Raw genomic sequence first — 19,216 nt, forward strand, 5'->3', positions numbered from 1 at the left:
GTGATATTCATTTTTTTTGCAAAAAAAAGCTATACAGGAGGCTTTTTTTTCATATATTTAATCATCCATATAGAAAGTAGTAAACAGTTAGTAATAACCTATGATAAACCCCCTCCTATTTATAGACAAGATATGAAACAACGGCTTATTCCCCACTTTAAGTGGGAGTTATTATCTGAACTTCAAGTCCCAGATTATGAATCTAGCATAGAAATTATAAAAAGTAAAATATATAAAGATAGTCTTAGTATAGAAAAATATATTATAGGAACATATCGCGAAAAATATAAATACTAATATAAGAGAACTCGAAGGAGCTTTAGTCTCTTTAGTAGTCTAAGCTTCTTTTAAATAAGGAAGGAATCACATAAAAACTAACCGAATATATCCTTCCTAATTTTATATTAAACACTAAAAAGAATATTTCTATAGAGCAAATTCAAAAAATAATATATGACTATTTTAAAATTAGTGTTAAGCAAACTCAATCTAAGACTCTAAAAAGGGATATCATTCAAGTGAGACAGCTCGCGATATATTTTTATAAAGAATATACAGGAGTCTCTTTAGCAAAAGATGGACTCAAAAATAGGCCGTCGTGATCACGCTACCGTACTACATTGTAAGACGGTTAAAACTTATCGGGAATAGATAAGATGTTCATATATTATATCAGTGACCTACACAAAAAAAAAATATTACTTATTAATTTTATAAAGACACGATTTTTATATGCATGGAAAGCTATTTTTAATTCCTACTCCTCTCTGGCAAGGAGATTTTGATAAAATACTGCCTGCATATATAGGCGAAATTATTAGTGAACTATCATACTTCATTGTCGAGAACGAAAAAAGTGCACGTCATTTTATAAAGAAGATATGCCCAGAAAAGTCTCAACATCATCTTAAGTTTTTTAAGTTATCAAAACCTGATAATAAAAGAATTAAAAATACCAGTTATTTATTTGAACCTATGTTTAAAGGCCGTTCTATGGGCCTCTTATCGGAAGTTGGTCTGCCTTGTATTGCTGATCCCGGATCAGATATCGTCTTAAAAGCACATATCCAAAAACTCACTGTAGTTCCCCTTAGCGGTCCTTCTTCAATATTTATGGCTTTAATGGCTTCAGGGTTAAGTGGGCAACGATTTGCCTTTCATGGATATTTACCTATTGCTAAAGACTTATTGAAAAAAAAAATTAAATCTCTAGAGATACATTCTAGAGAAAATAAACAAACGCAAATTTTCATGGAGACCCCTTATCGTAATAAAAAACTTCTAGAAATGCTTCTTTGCACTTGTAATGAACATAGTTGGCTTACTATAGCTATAGAACTTACTGGGCAAAACGAAATGATTAAAACTCAGTCCATTTCACAATGGAGGAGAACTAGCGTCGATCTTTATAAAAGACCTAGCTTGTTTGCTCTTTTTGCCTATTAGATAGATAAATTACTAAACTAAAAACTTAGTAGTTATAAATTCCTCTATTTTTTTAAAAGAAGAAAAATAACGTTCTATATTAGTTGTGTAAATAGATTTAAAAAGGATATGAGCTAATAAAATAAAATTGATACACTAACTTTATTTGTAAAAAAAAATATCTGATTATTAAATTTTATTTAAACAGCTAAAAACTTTATAATGAAATATTTATATATGAAAATAAAAAAACTATTCTACAATTTATAGAATGATAGAAAAATTTTAAAACTTATTTGTTTTATCAGAAAAAAATAAAATATTCTATGTAATACTTGTTGTTTTATATAACCTTATAGTTTTTGGAATAGGTTACATAAGTAATCTAATAAAAGCATATTTTTCCTACTTGTTACTTTTACAAAGTAAATTATCCCTATTTATTTTGTTATAGATAATTTTCTTATTTGTTTTTAATCTTTAACAATTTATCATTATCATCATGTCTGTTTTTAAAATCAGTTACCGATACGCATTTCATTTAATTTTATTATTTATTATTTCTAATATCTTATCTTATTTAGTCTCTAATTTTTTATTAGAGACCATCTATTATCCAAAATTGGACTTAGTAATGTTTATAATTAGATATATTTTTCCTTTTATACTACTTTATATATATATTAATAAGAGGCATGGAAAAAAATGTAATGAGAAAAAAAACGAACTATCTAAAGGCATAACACTATATACCTATATAATTGCTTTTTTATTAATGTTTTTTACTGTATTAATAAATTATTATTTAATTGGAATTCTTCCTAAAGAAGGCTCCTTTTTAGGTCCTATTTATCGCTCGTTTAATACAAATATTAATTACCAATTAAGATCTCCTATTGGTTTTTTTATTGTGGCGATTTTATTAGCACCTTTTTGTGAAGAATTTTTTTTTAGAGGAATTTTACTCGAAGGCCTCTTAAATAATGGTATCTCCCCTTTAAAATCTATTTTGTTTTCATCTTTTTTATTTGGAGCTATTCATGTTAATCCTTGGCAGATTATTACCGCTTTTTTTGCAGGGAATGTAATAGGATTAGTATATTTTAGAACGAGGTCTATTTTTATATGCTCCCTTTTACATGGATTAAACAACGGAATTATTTTTTTTAATGTACTCTTTTCTAAAGAAGATTATATTTATGGATGGATTCAATCAAAGTATTATATTTTTATAGTATTCATTTCTTTTATTATTGTACTACGTTGGTTTATTTGCTATACAAATAAAAGTAAAATAAATAACTAGGACTTTATTATTATAGATAATGCGGTTTTCTTATTGAAGTTAACACTTTAAAAATCTCATATTAAAAATTAGATGTTGTCAAAAATAAAATACCCCCTATGCCAATAGGGGGTAGGGCTATACTCTTTTAAATATTTATAAGATCTGCCTTTTTTAGGGGATATATCTCTTCTTAAGAGAGAAAGAAGTTGTAAGGATTCATTTTTTTTTATTATAAGATAATAAAAACCTATAATACGCCTTATTACAAATAGATATATAAGGTAACAATACTTATAAAAAAAATTATATTAAGGATGAATATAAACTATAAACAAAATATATACTTCTCAAAAGGCCTCTTTAAATACTTTATGAGATGAAACATGCACAAATTACCGTGCTCGGGGCACATTCAGCATTAACAGCAAAAAATTCATACCCTACAGCACAAGTATTACAAATGCAAGGACATCTATTTCTTATAGATTGTGGAGAAGGTACTCAACGACAACTTCAAAGAGCAGGTATAAAGTCCCATTGTATAAACCGCATATTCATTTCTCATTTACATGGTGATCACTTTTTTGGCCTCATCGGGTTAATATCTACTTATCATTTAATAGGACGTAATAATCCTTTGTTTATTTATGGACCTAAGGGATTAAAAAAAATTATTGAACTACAACTCAAATACACTTGTTATCCTATTTATTATCCTATTAAATATATTGAGTTATCATCTACAACCTCTGAAAAGATATGGGAAGATAATACTATTAGTGTTAAAAACATACCTTTGAAACACCGAATATATACAAACGGATTCTTATTTAGAGAAAAACACCAATCTAAACTATTAAATCTAGAGGAAGTTAAAAGACATTCTAAATATACTCTAGATTCAATAGAGCCTTTATCTTATGCATTTTGCTCAGATACTATCTATCATAGGAAAATTGTAAAAGAAATCGAAGGAGTAAATCTATTATATCATGAATCTACTTTTCTTGATATAGAAGCTAAACGGGCCGCAATTACTGGTCATAGTACGGCAAAGCAAGCTGCTCTGATTGCTAAAGAAGCTCAAGTAAAAAAATTATTACTAGGCCATTACTCTCAGCGTTTCCCAAATATCAAAAGTTTCGAGTTAGAAGCACAAAATATTTTTTCTAATAGTCAAGCATCAAAAACTCTAGAAAGGTATTCCATAGAATAAGTTATGGTATCTTTTAGATATTAAGTAAAAAGAGATAAAATAACTTTCATCAAAAATTTATTCTCTATTTAATAGAGGTCTTATTTATTTAATAAATCCTATTTTTTTTATATAGATATTTTTAAGCAGTAGAACTTATAGCTTTTTATTATTTTGTTATCGGAATAAATAACTTGTTATACTTATAAGTAATACTTTTTTCTTTTAAAACGTAGAAAAATCAATATAACTTTTTAAAGGATCTAAATTTGTTATAACTCTATTCAGATATTAATATATTCTGATTCTTTAATGTTTATTATATCATAAGATGTAAAATTTGAAGAAATTAATCAATCCTATATATAATGGCTATATATTTCACTTTTACCTATTTTATATAGGTACATTTATATAAAGTATTTTTTTTAGTAAATTTTCTGTATTTACTTTTTCTTAAATAAAATTTTATTTTTTTATGACTAAGATAAATATAGATAGAAGCTTCCCATACTTAAGTTATTCCGTTTAATTATGCTTATATAATACTATATATCTTTGTATAAGAGCGAAAAAAGTATATAGGACTAATATCCCTTCTTAAATAAGAATTAAAAAAGAGTAATCTTTTATTCTATAAAAATTAATTGAGGATTCTTATTAGGGAATCTTGCTTTTAGTTTTTATATTAGAAACTCTATGTCTTACTGAAGAGTTTGTATTTAGGAATATTTGTTTTTTTGAAGAGTTTTTAGCATCGTATTCTGATTTAAAACTAGAAAAAGCTTTAAAGATGGATAAAGCTATAATTTTCTGGCCAAAAGAAGAAGCTAAAAAATTACGTTCATTTAAATTAGTTATAAACCCTATTTCAATAAGCACAGAAGGCATAAATACTTCACGAATAACAAAAAATCCTGATTGTTTTACACCTCTAGATTTCCTTTGAGCTTTCAAAAAATTTTCTTCAACTTTTTTAGCAAATTCTATACTATTTTTTAAATAATTACTTTGGATCAAAGTAAGCTTAATAATTGATTCTGGAGAATTAGGATTAAAATCATTATAGGTTTTTTTATAATGAGTATTTAAAAATATTATAGAATTTTCTCGTTTTACTGCTTCAAAATTATCCTTATTACGGTGTATACTTAATACATAGGTTTCAGTACCATAGGAAGAAGACTGAGGATTAGAGTTGCAGTGGATAGAAATAAATAAGTCTGCACGATGCTGATTGGCAATTTTCACCCGTTCTACTAAAGAAATAAATTTATCAGTTTTACGTGTTTGTATTATTTTAACCGTTGAGGAATATTTTTTTTCTATGTATTTACATAATTTTTTAGATACCGATAAAGTTATATTTTTTTCATATTCTTTATGAACATAAGCTCCAAAATCTATATCTCCGTGACCAGCATCTATTACTAATATAAAAGGCTTCTTTGTCTGAGGATAAATAAAAGATAGAGTAGAAAATAATAAAAAATATAAAAAAATTTCTTTCATAATTAAGGAATAATTTTTAACTATTTTAGAGCAGGCAATATTCTAAAAATATATATTCTTAACAAAGGACTTGCTTGAAATGAAGATTAATAATCATTATTTGTTTTTTTGTCATTTAACGATGAGAGAATAGCTTATTCTCAAACTATATATATGTCCTATTCTAACAATAAGAAAGATATAAAATTAATTGAAAATACGCCGAAAGTACAAAAAAAAACTTTAATTAAAAAAAATTATAAAATATAGTGCAGATACTCAAGATCATGATCTTCTTAAGAAAAAATCCTATCTTATAGGTAGTGCTTCGATTAAATTTACTGATATGCATATATCAGCAGATTATATAGAGATCAACTGGGGAAATAATATGATTTATGCACGTAAAAAACTTAACTCCACGGAAAGTAGCTCAGCTGTTTTAACACAATCAGGGAAAAAATATGAATATGATAGCTTCCATTTAAATTTCAAGACTAAAGAAGGAGAAGCGGAAAATGTAAGAATTGAAGGGCAACATGGGGTAATGCTATCTAAGAAAGTATTTCAAAAAAATGAAAATATCCATTTAATGCGTGATATTTTATATATAACAGATACTTATTTCAAGGAAAGAAAAACTAAGAATCCTGATTATTTTTTCAAAATTACAAGGCTTAAACACTATAATAATAAAGCTATTATTACCGGCCATATATTTATTTATTTTTTATAAAGTTCCTTTCCCTATCCCCATACCTTTTTCTTATATTTCTACCTCTGAAAATAATAGCACTGGCTTTATATTTCCATAACTATGGAGAATGTAATGAAGGTTTTTTTTATAGAAGATTTGGGTTTTCCCCTATTTCTAATTATTGTCAAGCTAAGATTTTCACCTCATTTTATACTTATGGAAGCTGGGGAATTCGGTTGCATATGGATTATAAAAAACTTTATAAATATTCCGGGAATTAGAATTTAATTATGAAATACAACCCCGAAATAATATAGGATTAAATGATTATTCCAAGTCTAAAAATTATAGATTTAAATGGGATCATAAACAAGATAAAAGTAAAAACCCGAGTTTAATTTTTTCGGTACGTAGACTTTTTAAACAGTAATTTCTATAAAAATGGATTGTCTACAGATAGCATTAGTATGCTAATTAATAATAATAATAGCTCAAATATTATTTTAAGTAAAAGATTTAATGATTCTACAATAATGAATTTTAAGATCATTGATTTAAATCAAAATTTCAATGCAAGAAAAATTACTGGAGATCTTCTAAGCTTGAACTTTAATATAAACAGACAAAATTTATTTTCAGAGAAGAATAATGATTTTTTACAAAACTTATTTATAGATTATGATTTTTCTTTAACTAATAAAGTTAATACTATTGAGGATTTTTTTTTTAAAAAAATCAATGTTTGATGATATATGGTAACTAATATTTATCATGAATTAAAATTAGGAAACTCTATAACCTTATTAAGGTATATACATATTTTACCTAATCTCTTATATGATGAAATTTGGAGATCACAAAATATTAAACGAAATAGTGAGGTAAACAAAATTTTTAATATTTCTTGCACTTTAAGTATATAAAACTGAATTATCTACCATCCTTTATAAACTTTTACTATTAAAAAAAAAAAATTTTATTCAGGCGCTGAGATATATCATGTATTTTAAAATTTATCTTGTATATGTCCCGGAACATATACAAAATTTTTGGGATTATCAAAAACCCTATGATGAAGAGAATAAACAAAGAGATTATACAATTTTTGAAAATTGTTTTTATGAGAGTAATCTTGACAACGACATCTCAAGTCGAGAATTACGTATTTCTTTAAATAACAACTTGGAAATAAAAATTAAAGATCCCTCACAAAGTGATAAGTTACTTAAAATAGCTGTTATTAAACAGTTAACTTTTAAAATTGATTATGATCTAGATAAAAAAGAATTTAAATGGTCTAATATCTATTTTAACATAAATATTTCATTTACTAAAAATGTAACCACTCAATTTAGAGGCAGTATAACTCCTTATAAAATATTAAAATCTCCTATAAACCCTTATAAAGAAATAGTGATTGATAAAATAGGGTTTTTTACCATAAAAAATTTTAACTTATATATAAGTTATTCTATGAATAATAAGATTTCTCAAGAAGCTGTTAAAAAACAATAGAATATGCCTAAAAAAGGAGAGATCCGTTATGAAAATTTTTATTTCGATGAGGATAATTACGCACATTATTATATATTATGGAACTTAAATGTAAGCATAAGTTATAGCTATAATATAGAGTGTATAGATAATAAGTATCATAGTACCGATTTAAAATTCGACGGCGATTTATCTTTTAGCCCTTATTGGAGGGTTGTCTTTAATAGTTATTATAATTTAATAGATCAAAAATTTACGTACTTAAATCTAAAATTAGAAAGAGATTTAAGAAGTTTTTCGATGAATTTTAACTGGGGTCCTATTTCCTCTATTTTTAAATCAAGATGGAATTCCGCTATAGGAGTAAAAGTCCCTATTTAAATAATTTAAAATTTAGTAAAAAAGAATCTTATTCAGCGTTACTCAATGATTTTTAAATCTAAAAAAAAAGTTTTCATATAATTAAGTTAATAGTAAAGATTTAAAAACATGATAATTTAATCCGTATCTGATCTTACTCTTTTAATCGAAATGTTAAAAAAAGATATAGCACTCTATATTTTATTTATATTCTATCCCTAAAGTAAATTCCAAATTTTTATGAAAAAGATCATTTGTACAATAAATGCTCCTATACCTATAGGTTCTTATAGCGGAGCTATTCTTATAGATGGATTCTTATATATTTCAGGCCAAATCCCACTAAATCCTTATAACGGAAAAGTAATTTCAGATAGTATTAAAAATCAAACACTTCAGGTTATGAAAAACATCAAAGCATATCTTAAAGAAGCAGATATGGACTTTGAAGACGCAGTAAAGGCCTCTATCTTTATTAAGAATATGAATGATTTTTCTGAAGTGGATAAAGTTTACGGAAGTTTTTTTAAGGCGAAAAACTATCCAGCAAGAGAAACGATAGAGGTATCCAGACTCCCAAAGGATGTGGATGTAGAAATTTCTCTTATCGCTTATTCGTCAAAATGTAAAAATACTACTTGTAAATAAATATTTCTGTTAATATAGTAAAGATCTTATTAAGATTTAAAAGAGAAGGATTAAAGTTATGCAAGAAAGCTATAACGAAGAACAATCCCATGAAATTGCTAGAAGATATAAAGATCTTTTATCACAATCTTATTTAACGTTAAGCAAAGAGGATAAAATCCTAATTCGAAAAGCTATGGATATGGCTATTGATGCTCATAAAGGGCAGAAAAGGCAATCAGGCGAAGTCTATATATACCATCCTATCGCCGTAGCGAAAATAGTCTCGCAAGAGATAGGCCTTGATGCCATAGCTATAATAGCAGCATTGCTTCACGATGTAGTGGAGGATAGCAATTATACGTTAGAGAATATTTCATATGCTTTCAATGAAAAAGTAGCTAAAACTATTGATGGACTTACAAAAATTTCAGAAATTAAAAATCAAAATATATCAATACAAGCTGAAAATTACAGAAAACTTTTATTTACTCTTTCTGAAGATATCAGAGTAATTTTGATCAAACTAGCTGATAGATTACACAACATGCGGACTATGGAGGCTATGCCAATAGAAAAGCAAAAAAATATTGCCTCAGAAACGCTTTATATCTTCGCTCCGCTCGCACATAGATTAGGACTTTTTAACATTAAAATGGAACTCGAAGATTTAAGTATTAAATACCTTGAACCAAAAACGTATAGATATATTCTTAAAAAACTTGAAGACAGCAAACAAACGCGAGAAAATTATATCGAAGCATTTAGTAAAAACATAGGAGAAGCTCTTGATAAGGAAAAAATAAAATATCAAATTAAAGGTCGTCCCAAATCGATTTTTTCGATTAGAGAAAAGATGAACAAACAAGGAGTGCCTTTTGAAAATATATATGATATTTTAGCCATAAGAATTATCTATAAAACCTCTCCTAAAGAGGAACGTTTTTTAATATGGAAGATTTATTCTGTGGTAACGAATTTATATTATCCAAATCCAAAACGCTTTCGTGATTGGATATCCCACCCTAAGTCTACAGGTTATGAATCTTTACATACTACGGTAATGGGACCTAAAGGTCGATGGGTAGAAATTCAGATTCGTTCGGAACGTATGCACGAAATTGCTGAAAAAGGTATAGCAACACATTATAAATATAAATATGGGGTTAAAGAAAACTATGGAAAAGGGTTAGAAGATTGGATCAATAAAATACGTGAAGTTATTAATACCGAATATTATAATAACACAATAGAACTTATCGATAATTTAAAATTGAATCTTTATTCAAAAGAAATTTATGTTTTTACACATAAAGGTGATTTAATTTTTCTCCCTAAAGGAGCTACTATACTTGATTTTGCCTACAGCATCCATTCATGTATGGGAGATGGTGCTTTAGGGGCTAAAATAAATGGTAAAATTGTACCTCTTAAATATATATTACAAAGTGGAGATCAAGTAGAAATTATCAGTGGAGTTAATCAAAAACCTAAGATAGGTTGGCTTAATATAGTCATTACTTCCAAGGCACGTTCAAAAATTAAAAGTGCATTAAATGCAGAGAAGAAAAAGATTACCAAGGTAGGTAAAGAAATTATCAAACGTAAATTACGTCAATATAAAATGGACTTTAATGAAAATATCTTAAAAGCATTAATTACTTTTTTTAAAGTCTCTAGTAATCAAGAGATATTTTATAAAGTAGGTAGTGAAATTATTTATGAGGAGAACCTCAAAATGTTTTTTGACGAATTTAATAAATCATACTATACTATTGCAAAGAGAGATTCTAAAAAATCTTTAGAACTTACTACAATAAATATCAATCCTGAAAAAAAATACAATAATTTACTAACTTTTGGTGATGGCCAACAATATTATCCCCATACCTTAGCTAGATGCTGTGATCCTATTCCTGATGATTTAGTATTTGGATTTATTACTATTGAACAAAACATTAGAGTGCATAGAGAAAATTGCCTTAATGCTGTTAGTTTACGAGCTAACTATAAATATCGTATCATTAAAGCGCAATGGTTAAATTGTCTATATGAAAATTTTGAAATAAAAATTATTATAGAAGGCTTTGACCGAATAGGTCTTATTAAAGATATTGGAGAAGTTATCGCTAAATATCTTGAACTTAAGGTTAAAAACATAAACATTTCTAGTAGTGACGATATTTTTAATGGTATGCTTACATTAGAGGTAAAAAATACATATCAAGTTAACTATGCTATCAAACAACTCAAAAAAATTCCACAGATCAAATTAGTTAAACGTATTGAATCATATTCACAACTTAACCTCTAGGAAAAATCTTTTTTGTTATTTCCCTTATTTTAATATTTTTTAAATTAAAATATTTATTATAAATAGCTCAAGATAAGTATCTTAAAAAAATTAATGAATCCAACTGCAAAAAAAATCCGTTTTGAAATTGTTAAAAAAGTACTCGAAGAATATCTTAAAAAACAAGGCTATAGAAATACTCCTGAACGTTATGCTATTTTAGAAGAAATTTATAAATCCAATGACCATTTTAATGTAGAAACTCTCTATTTTAATATGAAGCAAAAGAAATACCGTGTGAGCAGAGCCACTCTTTATAACACTATATCCCTTTTACAGGATTGTAAATTGATTAGGAAGCACCAGTTTGGTGAAAATCAATTTTTTTATGAAAAAGCTTATTTTAATAGACAACATGATCATTTAATTCTTACCGATACAGGTGAAATCATTGAATTCTGTGACCCTAGAATACAGGCATTAAAATTTACTGTTGAAGAGCAGTATAATGTAAAAATAGAAAGTCATTCTTTGTATTTTTATGGTGTTAAAAAAAATGATTCTTAAAAAATTTAAATATTTTTTTCTTTTATCTAACCTTTGGTGGCTAAGGGCCAGATAAGAAAAGAACTACCGGTAAAAAAAAGATATTTTATTCATGCCGATCTTATACAAAAAAAGGGATTGTCGATCCTGATACATTATTTCTTAATGGAAAAGTTTGTTTTAAATATCAAGAAAACAGATTAAGTTGCGATAGCGCTATATATTATAAAAAACGAAATGAATTTCTAGGGCTTGGGCAAGTAAAAATATACTCAAAAGAGTATACGCTTATAGGAGGTAAAATAGAATATAACGGTAATAGTGGAATTGTTAAAGTCTATGAAAATCCTAAGGGATATCAAAAAGGAATTGAAATCCGAGCTGATACTCTTTATTATGATTCACATAAAAAAAAATATAAGGCTATTGGAAATGCGCTATTAATAAATAAAGATGTACACATAAGCAGTCCAATTTTTGAATACAACACTAATAATCAACAAATTTATTATATTAATGGAGCTACTATATATCATAAAAAAATACCTTAAAAAGTCTTAAAGGAATATATTTTTTATCAAAAAAAAAGCATAATTTTTCTTAAACGTTAAGATAGAGAATAAAGAATATATCATTCTCTCACAGAGAGTATACTACTATATTAAAGAAAAAAAAGTAGATTTTATTGTGACCCCCCTATCATAAGGGAAAAAACTCAAGCCTAAAGAATATATATATACTGAAAAAGGACCCTATTATATAGAAGGGGAAAAATCTTACGGCAAAAAAGGCTTCAAGTTTATATTATAATGATAAAATTCTTAAAGGAGACAGTTTATACTTTGATCAAAGAATTGGATTTGGGTCTGCTAAGGGCAACGTATGGTCAGAAGATCCAATAAAAAAAAATATTCCTTACCAGAGACTATGGATAAATATACCAAAATCCGATTCAGCTATATTACTCAAAAATCCTATAGCTATAAAACTTATAAAAAACGATTTTATTTATCTTCATGCAGATGATTCTATAGAATTTATCGGAAATGCCTTCACCATTAGTAAAATTGATCCTGACAATGAAAAGGATTTTCACCAATTTAAAAGGGACTATATAACTGCTTATTTTAAAAATAATATTATCGATAGTATAGAGGTAAAAGGTAATGCCCAAAGTCTTTTCTTTGTTGAATAAGACAATGATAAAAAAATAAAAAATAAACGCCGCAATATTAATAAATCAACTTGCGAAATCATTGGCATTTGGGGTACACCTAACCAAAAGATTCGAAAGATATCTTGTAGACAAAAAACTTATTCAATACTATCTCCTGAGATAAAAGCCCTTGAACAATATGATCGTATTCTCGAACAGTTTTACTGGCATAAAGAACATCGTATGAAAAAAGAAAATATATCTATCCCTAATATCGTAATCTACCATAAAGAAGAAGAGGAAAAACAAAAAACTATTAAAAATCTTGAAGAAGATATACTCAAAGATAGATCTTAAAAAGATTATTCCCAGACTAAATAATATGGTTGCTTTATTAAAGGATTAGATATTTATCCTACATTAGATATATTCTAATTAGATCCTTTTTTTATCTTCTTACTGGCTAAGCGTTCTTTGGAGTAAATCTATATAAAATCTACGTTTTTATATTCGTATTTATGACTTTATCCTATAAGAAATATGGAAGGGATATCGTATCTTGCCAAAGTGTTTTTGATGACAAATATCTCTCAACCTTTAAATGATGAAAATATCTTTTAAAAACATAAGAATTGAAGGCATACTACCTGCAATCATACAAGATAAAAATACAAAAGTGGTACTTGATAGCATTTTTATGGATCAAAACGCACTTAATAAAAGTATTACAGAAAAAACTTGCTATTTTTTAGAAAATGCCTTGATTAAAAAATATCCAGAGCTTAATATACGACAAGTATTATTTAATGAAGAAAAAAATATACTATTAATCAAGGTTTCTCCAACACAATTGATAGAAAAAAGTTTATGGAATGAATTAAATATAAACAAAAAAAAAAATGATTTTCTAGGCAAGATTGAGAAAATCATAGAGCTAAATTCTTTTTATGGAAAGAAAAAATCTTATAGCTGTCCTATATTTCAAACTAGTTTAAATAAGATTGTCCAAAAACTAGGTGAAGAAGCTACTGAACTTATCATAGAAGCTAAAGAGGATCATAATGATAAAAAATTTTTAAATGAAGCAGCTGATTTAATTTTTAATTTTTTGATATTACTCAATGCTAAGGGACTATATTTTGGAGATGTGCTAAAAATACTTTGCAAAAGAGAAAAAAAAGGGAAACTAAAAATTAAAATAGACCGTTTTAAAGAAAAAATACGTAAACACATACAGAATATGTGAAGAATGTAATAATACCTTTAAATATGATAAGGAGAGATATATACTTATAAATATTATGATAATCGAGATTGTTTTTTATAATATATATTATTTCTTCTTATAAGAAATGTAAAACGGATATATTACTAAAAAATAGGATATCTATAAATAGATACGGTATATTTTTAATATTATATATAATATTACATTATCATATTTTATGAATATGCTTATGCATAAAAGTAAAATAAATAAATTTAATTAAGACTTTATATTTTTAATTTCTTAAAAATTAAAAATTTTTGCGTTATTTCATTGAGTTAGCGTATAATGGGACAAAATACCAAGGTTGGCAAATACAAAAAACTGGAATTTCTATAGAAGAAGTACTTGAAAATTGTCTTTCTCAGCTTTTAGGGAATTCTATAGATATTATTGGAGCAGGACGTACTGATAGTGGTGTCCATGCACGACAATTTTTCGCGCATTTTAACCATACAGAATATTTAAATCAAAATTTAGCACAAAAGCTTAACTCCTTTTTGCCTTGCGACATTAAAGTTTATAAAATTTGTCAGGTTATCCCTGAAGCACATGCACGTTTTAGTGCTATAAAACGTAGCTATTGTTATTTCCTTTCTATAGGAAAAAATCCTTTTCTTAAGGAGTTTAGCTGGCAATGGTTCCGTACTATACCTGATATAGATATAATGAACCAGGCTGCTAAAATTCTTAAAGATCACTTAGATTTTAAAAGTTTCTGCAAATCGCATTCCTCTAATAAAACTAGTCTGTGCAAGATAGAATATGCTAAATGGAAATATAGAAATGATTTATTATGGTTTGAAATTACAGCTAATAGATTTCTAAGAAATATGGTACGTGCTATTGTAGGGACTCTTATTGATGTAGGTAAAGGAAAGATTAACTTAGAAGAGTTTATTAAAATCATAGAGTCTAAAAATAGATGTAAAGCAGGTATTTCAGCACCAGCAAAAGGACTTTTTTTAACCTCTATAGATTATCCAAAAAATCTATTTTTATAAAAAAAATAATAATAGCTTTTAACCTATTAAAAAAGACTAATTTTATGTTATTAAATTAGAAACAATAAAATATATTTTTTTTTATAACGTTTTTAGATTGTAATCCCATTCAAATCTTTCTTAGATTCAACAATAAAATCTTCATATTCTTTTAAACCAGTACCTGCAGGAATCTTATGACCTACAATAACATTTTCCTTTAACCCAAGTAAATAATCAGATTTTGCGCTTATAGCAGCTTCGTTTAAAACCTTAGTAGTTTCTTGGAAAGAAGCTGCTGATATAAATGATTTTGTTTGTAAAGCCGCACGCGTGATTCCTTGAAGTATCGGCTTAGCTGTAGCAGGAATAGCTTCACGAATTTTCATGGGGTTTTTACCTGTGTTTTTAATGACATCACTCTCATTACGATATTCAGTAAGAGTAATCATCTGTCCAGATTTGAATCGTGAAGACCCTCCAGAGTCTTCAACCACTTTCATACCAAAAATTCTATCATTCTCTTCAATAAAATCACCTTTATGCTCTATACTATCTTCAAGGAAACGAGTATCTCCAGCATCTATTATCTGGACTTTACGCATCATCTGGCGTACAATAATCTCAAAATGTTTATCATTGATTTTTACCCCTTGTAACCGGTAAACTTCTTGAATCTCATTAACCAAATATTCCTGAACTGCTTTTGGGCCTTTTATGTTGAGGATATCCTCTGGCGTTATCGCTCCTTCAGATAGTGGGATACCCGCTTTGACATAATCGTTTTCTTGTACTAAAATTTGATTAGATAACTTAATAAGATACTTTCTAGTATCGCCTGTTTTAGATTCTATAATAATTTCACGATTTCCTCGCTTAATTTTCCCAAAATTTACTACACCATCTATTTCAGATACAATACCTGGATTAGATGGATTACGTGCTTCACATAATTCAGTAACACGCGGTAACCCCCCAGTAATATCACTTGATTTCCCTGATTTTCTTGGAATCTTGACTAAGATTTTTCCTACATTAATTTTTTCACCGTCCTCTACTATTAGATGAGCCCCTACAGGTAGATTATATACTCTTAAATCTTCTCCATTATCATTAATTATTTTTAAAGAAGGAATTAATTTTTTATCTCTGGATTCAGAGATAACTTTTTCCTGAAATCCCGCTTGCTCATCTATTTCTATCTTGTAAGTAATACCTTGTTCAATATGTTCATAAACTATAGTACCAGCAGATTCAGCTATAATAACGGCATTATAAGGATCCCAGCGACAAATTTCCATGTTACGCTCAATATTCGCTCCTTGATGAACAAATAAAGTAGCTCCGTAAGGAATATTATTAACCATGAGAATAGACCCATCTCTTTCTAAGAGTTTCATTTCTGTAGAACGTGATACTACCAATTCTACATTTTTACCATTTTCATCTTTAGCTTGTATAGTTCTCAGATCATCAAATTCTATAACACCATTAAAACGAGAACGAATTTGCGAAGACTCTGAAATATTCCCAGCTGTACCTCCTACGTGAAAAGTACGAAGAGTAAGCTGTGTACCTGGCTCTCCGATAGATTGAGCGGCTATAACTCCTACAGCCTCTCCTTTTTTAACAAGTCTCCCTGTGGAAAGATTTCGTCCATAACATCTAGCACAAATACCCCTTTTTGCCTCGCAAGTGAGAGGAGATCGTACCTCTATTATCTCAATGCCAAGTTGTTCTATTAATGTAGCATATTTTTCATCAATTATCTCCTCAGAAGAGACAATAACCTGATTTTTATCAGGGTAATATATATCATAAAGAGGGATACGACCCAAAATACGATCATATAGAGGTTCTACTATTTCTTCATTTTTCTTCAGAGCCGAAATTTCAAGTCCTCTTAGAGTATTGCAATCTTCTTCTCTAACAATTACATCCTGGGCTACATCAACTAAACGACGTGTTAAATAACCCGCATCAGCTGTCTTTAAAGCAGTATCAGCTAGACCTTTACGAGCGCCATGTGTAGATATAAAATACTCCAAAATAGAAAGACCTTCTCGGAAATTTGAAATAATAGGATTTTCAATAATTTCTCCACCACCCAAACCAGCCCGTTGAGGTTTAGCCATTAATCCTCGCATACCGGAAAGTTGTCTAATTTGTTCTTTAGATCCTCGGGCTCCTGAATCAAGCATCATATAAACCGAATTGAGTCCTTGCTGATTATCTTGCATTTGCTTCATAACTTTTTCAGTAAGCATTGCATTAGTATTAGTCCATATATCGATTACCTGATTATAACGTTCATTATTAGTAATTAATCCCATATTATAATTACTTTTCACAGCATCTATTTGCTCAATAGCATTTTTAACCATCGTTTTCTTATCCTTAGGTATTATGATATCTCCTAAACTAAAGGAAAGACCTCCTTTAAAAGCATTATAAAATCCAAGTTCTTTAATATCATCTAAAAATTTTACTGTAGTAGGAGTATTAGTTAGGATTAAGATCCTACCAATAATATCTCTAAGAGACTTCTTAGTGAGTAACTCATTTATATAACCTACTTCTTTAGGTACTACTTGGTTAAAAAGGACTCTTCCTACAGTTGTATCTATGATTTTATGAAAAAATTGATCTTCTTTACGGATAAAAACTTTTACCTTGATGCGCGCATTGATCTCAACTATACCTTCATTATAAGCAATCTGAACTTCTTCAGGAGAATAAAATGTTAATCCTTCACCTTTTATTTTACACTTAGAAGTTGAATCTGCTGCTTTAGTCATGTAATACAACCCAAGCACCATATCTTGAGAAGGAACAGTAATAGGTGAACCATTAGCAGGATTTAAAATATTTTGTGAGGCAAGCATTAATAATTGAGATTCTAGAATCGCTTCTGGGCCTAATGGAAGATGTACTGCCATCTGATCTCCGTCAAAATCAGCATTAAAAGCTGTACAAACTAACGGATGTAACTGTATAGCCTTACCTTCAATAAGTTTAGGCTGAAAAGCTTGAATTCCTAAACGATGCAAAGTAGGAGCTCGATTAAGCAGTACTGGATGTCCTTTAAGTACATTTTCAAGAATATCCCATACTACAGACTCCCTATTATCGATAATCTTTTTGGCAGATTTTACGGTTTTGACGATACCCCGTTCTATAAGTTTACGAATAATGAAAGGTTTATATAATTCTGCTGCCATATCTTTTGGAAGACCACATTCATGTAACCTAAGTTGAGGCCCTACTACAATCACTGAACGGGCAGAATAATCTACTCGTTTCCCTAATAAATTCTGACGGAAACGCCCTTGTTTACCCTTTAAAGAATCAGATAGAGATTTCAGGGGAAGGCTCCCCTCTGATTTTATAGTAGATGCCTTTTTAGTATTATCATATAAAGAATCTATTGCTTCTTGTAACATGCGTTTTTCATTACGTAAAATCACTTCTGGAGCTTTAATTTGTAATAGACGTTTTAAACGATTATTACGAATAATAATTCGTCTATACAAATCATTAAGATCAGAAGTAGCAAAACGACCTCCATCAAGAGGAACTAATGGTCGTAATTCAGGAGGAATTACAGGAAGTGCATGGATAACCATCCATTCTCTTCTATTTTGAATTTTCTTACTTGACTCTCGAAAAGCCTCTACTACTTGTAACCGTTTGAGAGCTTCTATACGACGTTGTTTGGAGGTTTCGTTATAAGCCTGATGGCGAAGACTAAATGAAAGCTCAGTAATATCAATACGCTTTAAGAGTTCTTCTATACACTCTGCCCCCATTTTAGCAATGAATTTATGTGGATCTGTATCATCTAAATATTGATTTTCCTTTGGAAGGATATCTAATATATCTAAATATTCCTCTTCAGTTAAAAATTCAAGTTTTTCAATAAGACTACTATCACGACGCTTAGCATTCCCCACTTGTATAACTACATACCTCTCATAATAGATAATCATATCAAGCTTTTTCGATGGCATACCTAAGAGGTAACCGATTTTATTAGGCAAAGATCGGAAATACCAAATATGGACTACAGGAACTACTAAACTAATATGGCCAATACGTTCACGACGTACTTTTTTTTCAGTAACTTCTACACCACATCGATCACAAACAATGTTTTTATAACGTATACGCTTATATTTACCACAAGCGCATTCATAATCCTTTACGGGACCAAATATTCTTTCACAAAAAAGCCCATCACGTTCAGGTTTATGTGTGCGATAATTAATAGTCTCAGGTTTGAGTATTTCTCCACAGGATTCTTGAAGTATATCCTCCGGAGAGGATAGACTTATAGTAATTTTGTTAAATTTGCTGTTTATTTTATCTGTTTTAATAGCCATTATTATGGATAA

Annotated in this window: 17 protein-coding genes and 1 pseudogene; 16 read left to right on the plus strand and 2 right to left on the minus strand. The window is 28.4% G+C overall.

The window, feature by feature from the left end; translation table 11 throughout:
- Positions 1–132 precede the first annotated feature (132 nt).
- The 5 genes from ACUBP5_RS00005 to ACUBP5_RS00025 all read left to right on the plus strand — a co-directional run bounded on the left by ACUBP5_RS00005 (position 133) and on the right by ACUBP5_RS00025 (position 3,929).
- The gene (locus tag ACUBP5_RS00005) at positions 133–297 is read left to right on the plus strand and encodes a hypothetical protein (RefSeq protein WP_482168278.1); all 165 of its coding nucleotides are present in this window, start codon (positions 133–135) and stop codon (positions 295–297) included.
- A gap of 170 nt (positions 298–467) precedes the next feature.
- On the plus strand, positions 468–602 hold the full coding sequence (locus ACUBP5_RS00010; RefSeq protein ID WP_482168620.1) for a hypothetical protein: 135 nt from the start codon (positions 468–470) through the stop codon (positions 600–602).
- Positions 603–732: 130 nt separating this feature from the next.
- A complete protein-coding gene (locus ACUBP5_RS00015) occupies positions 733–1,446 on the plus strand; it encodes an SAM-dependent methyltransferase (protein WP_482168279.1) in 714 nt (237 codons plus the stop codon).
- Between the two features lie 613 nt (positions 1,447–2,059).
- Positions 2,060–2,731, plus strand: coding sequence for a CPBP family glutamic-type intramembrane protease (locus tag ACUBP5_RS00020; protein WP_482168280.1), 672 nt, complete (start codon positions 2,060–2,062; stop codon positions 2,729–2,731).
- A gap of 358 nt (positions 2,732–3,089) precedes the next feature.
- Positions 3,090–3,929, plus strand: coding sequence for a ribonuclease Z (locus tag ACUBP5_RS00025; protein ID WP_482168281.1), 840 nt, complete (start codon positions 3,090–3,092; stop codon positions 3,927–3,929).
- 639 nt (positions 3,930–4,568) lie between these two features.
- Here ACUBP5_RS00025 and ACUBP5_RS00030 read toward each other — a convergent pair.
- Positions 4,569–5,420, minus strand: a complete 852-nt coding sequence (locus ACUBP5_RS00030) for an N-acetylmuramoyl-L-alanine amidase family protein (RefSeq protein ID WP_482168282.1) — start codon at positions 5,418–5,420, stop codon at positions 4,569–4,571.
- Positions 5,421–5,745: 325 nt separating this feature from the next.
- Here ACUBP5_RS00030 and ACUBP5_RS00035 point away from each other — a divergent pair, with 325 nt between their 5' ends.
- The 11 genes and pseudogenes from ACUBP5_RS00035 (at position 5,746) to truA (ending at position 14,843) form a co-directional block, all read left to right on the plus strand.
- Positions 5,746–6,135 carry a hypothetical protein gene (locus tag ACUBP5_RS00035; RefSeq protein WP_482168283.1) on the plus strand — a complete coding sequence of 130 codons (390 nt, stop codon included), beginning with the start codon at positions 5,746–5,748 and terminating at the stop codon, positions 6,133–6,135.
- A gap of 59 nt (positions 6,136–6,194) precedes the next feature.
- A pseudogene (locus ACUBP5_RS00040) lies at positions 6,195–6,526 on the plus strand (putative LPS assembly protein LptD).
- Positions 6,527–6,563: 37 nt separating this feature from the next.
- Positions 6,564–6,842, plus strand: coding sequence for a putative LPS assembly protein LptD (locus ACUBP5_RS00045; protein WP_482168284.1), 279 nt, complete (start codon positions 6,564–6,566; stop codon positions 6,840–6,842).
- Between the two features lie 232 nt (positions 6,843–7,074).
- On the plus strand, positions 7,075–7,611 hold the full coding sequence (locus ACUBP5_RS00050) for a putative LPS assembly protein LptD (RefSeq protein ID WP_482168621.1): 537 nt from the start codon (positions 7,075–7,077) through the stop codon (positions 7,609–7,611).
- Between the two features lie 3 nt (positions 7,612–7,614).
- Complete coding sequence (locus tag ACUBP5_RS00055; RefSeq protein ID WP_482168285.1) at positions 7,615–7,971, plus strand: hypothetical protein; 357 nt, start codon at positions 7,615–7,617, stop codon at positions 7,969–7,971.
- Between the two features lie 219 nt (positions 7,972–8,190).
- Positions 8,191–8,598 carry a Rid family detoxifying hydrolase gene (locus ACUBP5_RS00060; RefSeq protein ID WP_482168286.1) on the plus strand — a complete coding sequence of 136 codons (408 nt, stop codon included), beginning with the start codon at positions 8,191–8,193 and terminating at the stop codon, positions 8,596–8,598.
- Between the two features lie 58 nt (positions 8,599–8,656).
- Positions 8,657–10,891, plus strand: a complete 2,235-nt coding sequence (locus ACUBP5_RS00065; RefSeq protein WP_482168287.1) for a RelA/SpoT family protein — start codon at positions 8,657–8,659, stop codon at positions 10,889–10,891.
- 93 nt (positions 10,892–10,984) lie between these two features.
- The gene (locus ACUBP5_RS00070; protein ID WP_482168288.1) at positions 10,985–11,437 is read left to right on the plus strand and encodes a Fur family transcriptional regulator; all 453 of its coding nucleotides are present in this window, start codon (positions 10,985–10,987) and stop codon (positions 11,435–11,437) included.
- A 116-nt stretch (positions 11,438–11,553) separates the two neighbouring features.
- Positions 11,554–11,967 carry an OstA-like protein gene (locus ACUBP5_RS00075; RefSeq protein ID WP_482168622.1) on the plus strand — a complete coding sequence of 138 codons (414 nt, stop codon included), beginning with the start codon at positions 11,554–11,556 and terminating at the stop codon, positions 11,965–11,967.
- 1,209 nt (positions 11,968–13,176) lie between these two features.
- Positions 13,177–13,818, plus strand: coding sequence for a phosphoribosyl-ATP diphosphatase (hisE, locus tag ACUBP5_RS00080; RefSeq protein ID WP_482168289.1), 642 nt, complete (start codon positions 13,177–13,179; stop codon positions 13,816–13,818).
- Between the two features lie 281 nt (positions 13,819–14,099).
- Positions 14,100–14,843: a tRNA pseudouridine(38-40) synthase TruA gene (gene truA, locus ACUBP5_RS00085; RefSeq protein ID WP_482168290.1), complete on the plus strand. Its 744-nt coding sequence runs from the start codon at positions 14,100–14,102 to the stop codon at positions 14,841–14,843.
- 92 nt (positions 14,844–14,935) lie between these two features.
- On the opposite strand, the gene rpoC is transcribed toward truA, so the two are convergent.
- Complete coding sequence (gene rpoC / locus ACUBP5_RS00090; RefSeq protein ID WP_482168291.1) at positions 14,936–19,204, minus strand: DNA-directed RNA polymerase subunit beta'; 4,269 nt, start codon at positions 19,202–19,204, stop codon at positions 14,936–14,938.
- Positions 19,205–19,216: the final 12 nt, after the last annotated feature.

Source organism: Candidatus Insignibacter tubulum, assembly GCF_056790205.1.

Coding starts and splice junctions, on each gene's coding strand:
- ACUBP5_RS00005 (WP_482168278.1), top strand. CDS start 133: ATGAAACAACGGCTTATTCCCCACTTTAAGTGGGAGTTATTATCTGAA.
- ACUBP5_RS00015 (WP_482168279.1), top strand. CDS start 733: ATGCATGGAAAGCTATTTTTAATTCCTACTCCTCTCTGGCAAGGAGAT.
- ACUBP5_RS00020 (WP_482168280.1), top strand. CDS start 2,060: ATGTTTATAATTAGATATATTTTTCCTTTTATACTACTTTATATATAT.
- ACUBP5_RS00025 (WP_482168281.1), top strand. CDS start 3,090: ATGAAACATGCACAAATTACCGTGCTCGGGGCACATTCAGCATTAACA.
- ACUBP5_RS00030 (WP_482168282.1), bottom strand. CDS start 5,420: ATGAAAGAAATTTTTTTATATTTTTTATTATTTTCTACTCTATCTTTT.
- ACUBP5_RS00035 (WP_482168283.1), top strand. CDS start 5,746: ATGCATATATCAGCAGATTATATAGAGATCAACTGGGGAAATAATATG.
- ACUBP5_RS00045 (WP_482168284.1), top strand. CDS start 6,564: ATGCTAATTAATAATAATAATAGCTCAAATATTATTTTAAGTAAAAGA.
- ACUBP5_RS00055 (WP_482168285.1), top strand. CDS start 7,615: ATGCCTAAAAAAGGAGAGATCCGTTATGAAAATTTTTATTTCGATGAG.
- ACUBP5_RS00060 (WP_482168286.1), top strand. CDS start 8,191: ATGAAAAAGATCATTTGTACAATAAATGCTCCTATACCTATAGGTTCT.
- ACUBP5_RS00065 (WP_482168287.1), top strand. CDS start 8,657: ATGCAAGAAAGCTATAACGAAGAACAATCCCATGAAATTGCTAGAAGA.
- ACUBP5_RS00070 (WP_482168288.1), top strand. CDS start 10,985: ATGAATCCAACTGCAAAAAAAATCCGTTTTGAAATTGTTAAAAAAGTA.
- hisE (WP_482168289.1), top strand. CDS start 13,177: ATGAAAATATCTTTTAAAAACATAAGAATTGAAGGCATACTACCTGCA.
- rpoC (WP_482168291.1), bottom strand. CDS start 19,204: ATGGCTATTAAAACAGATAAAATAAACAGCAAATTTAACAAAATTACT.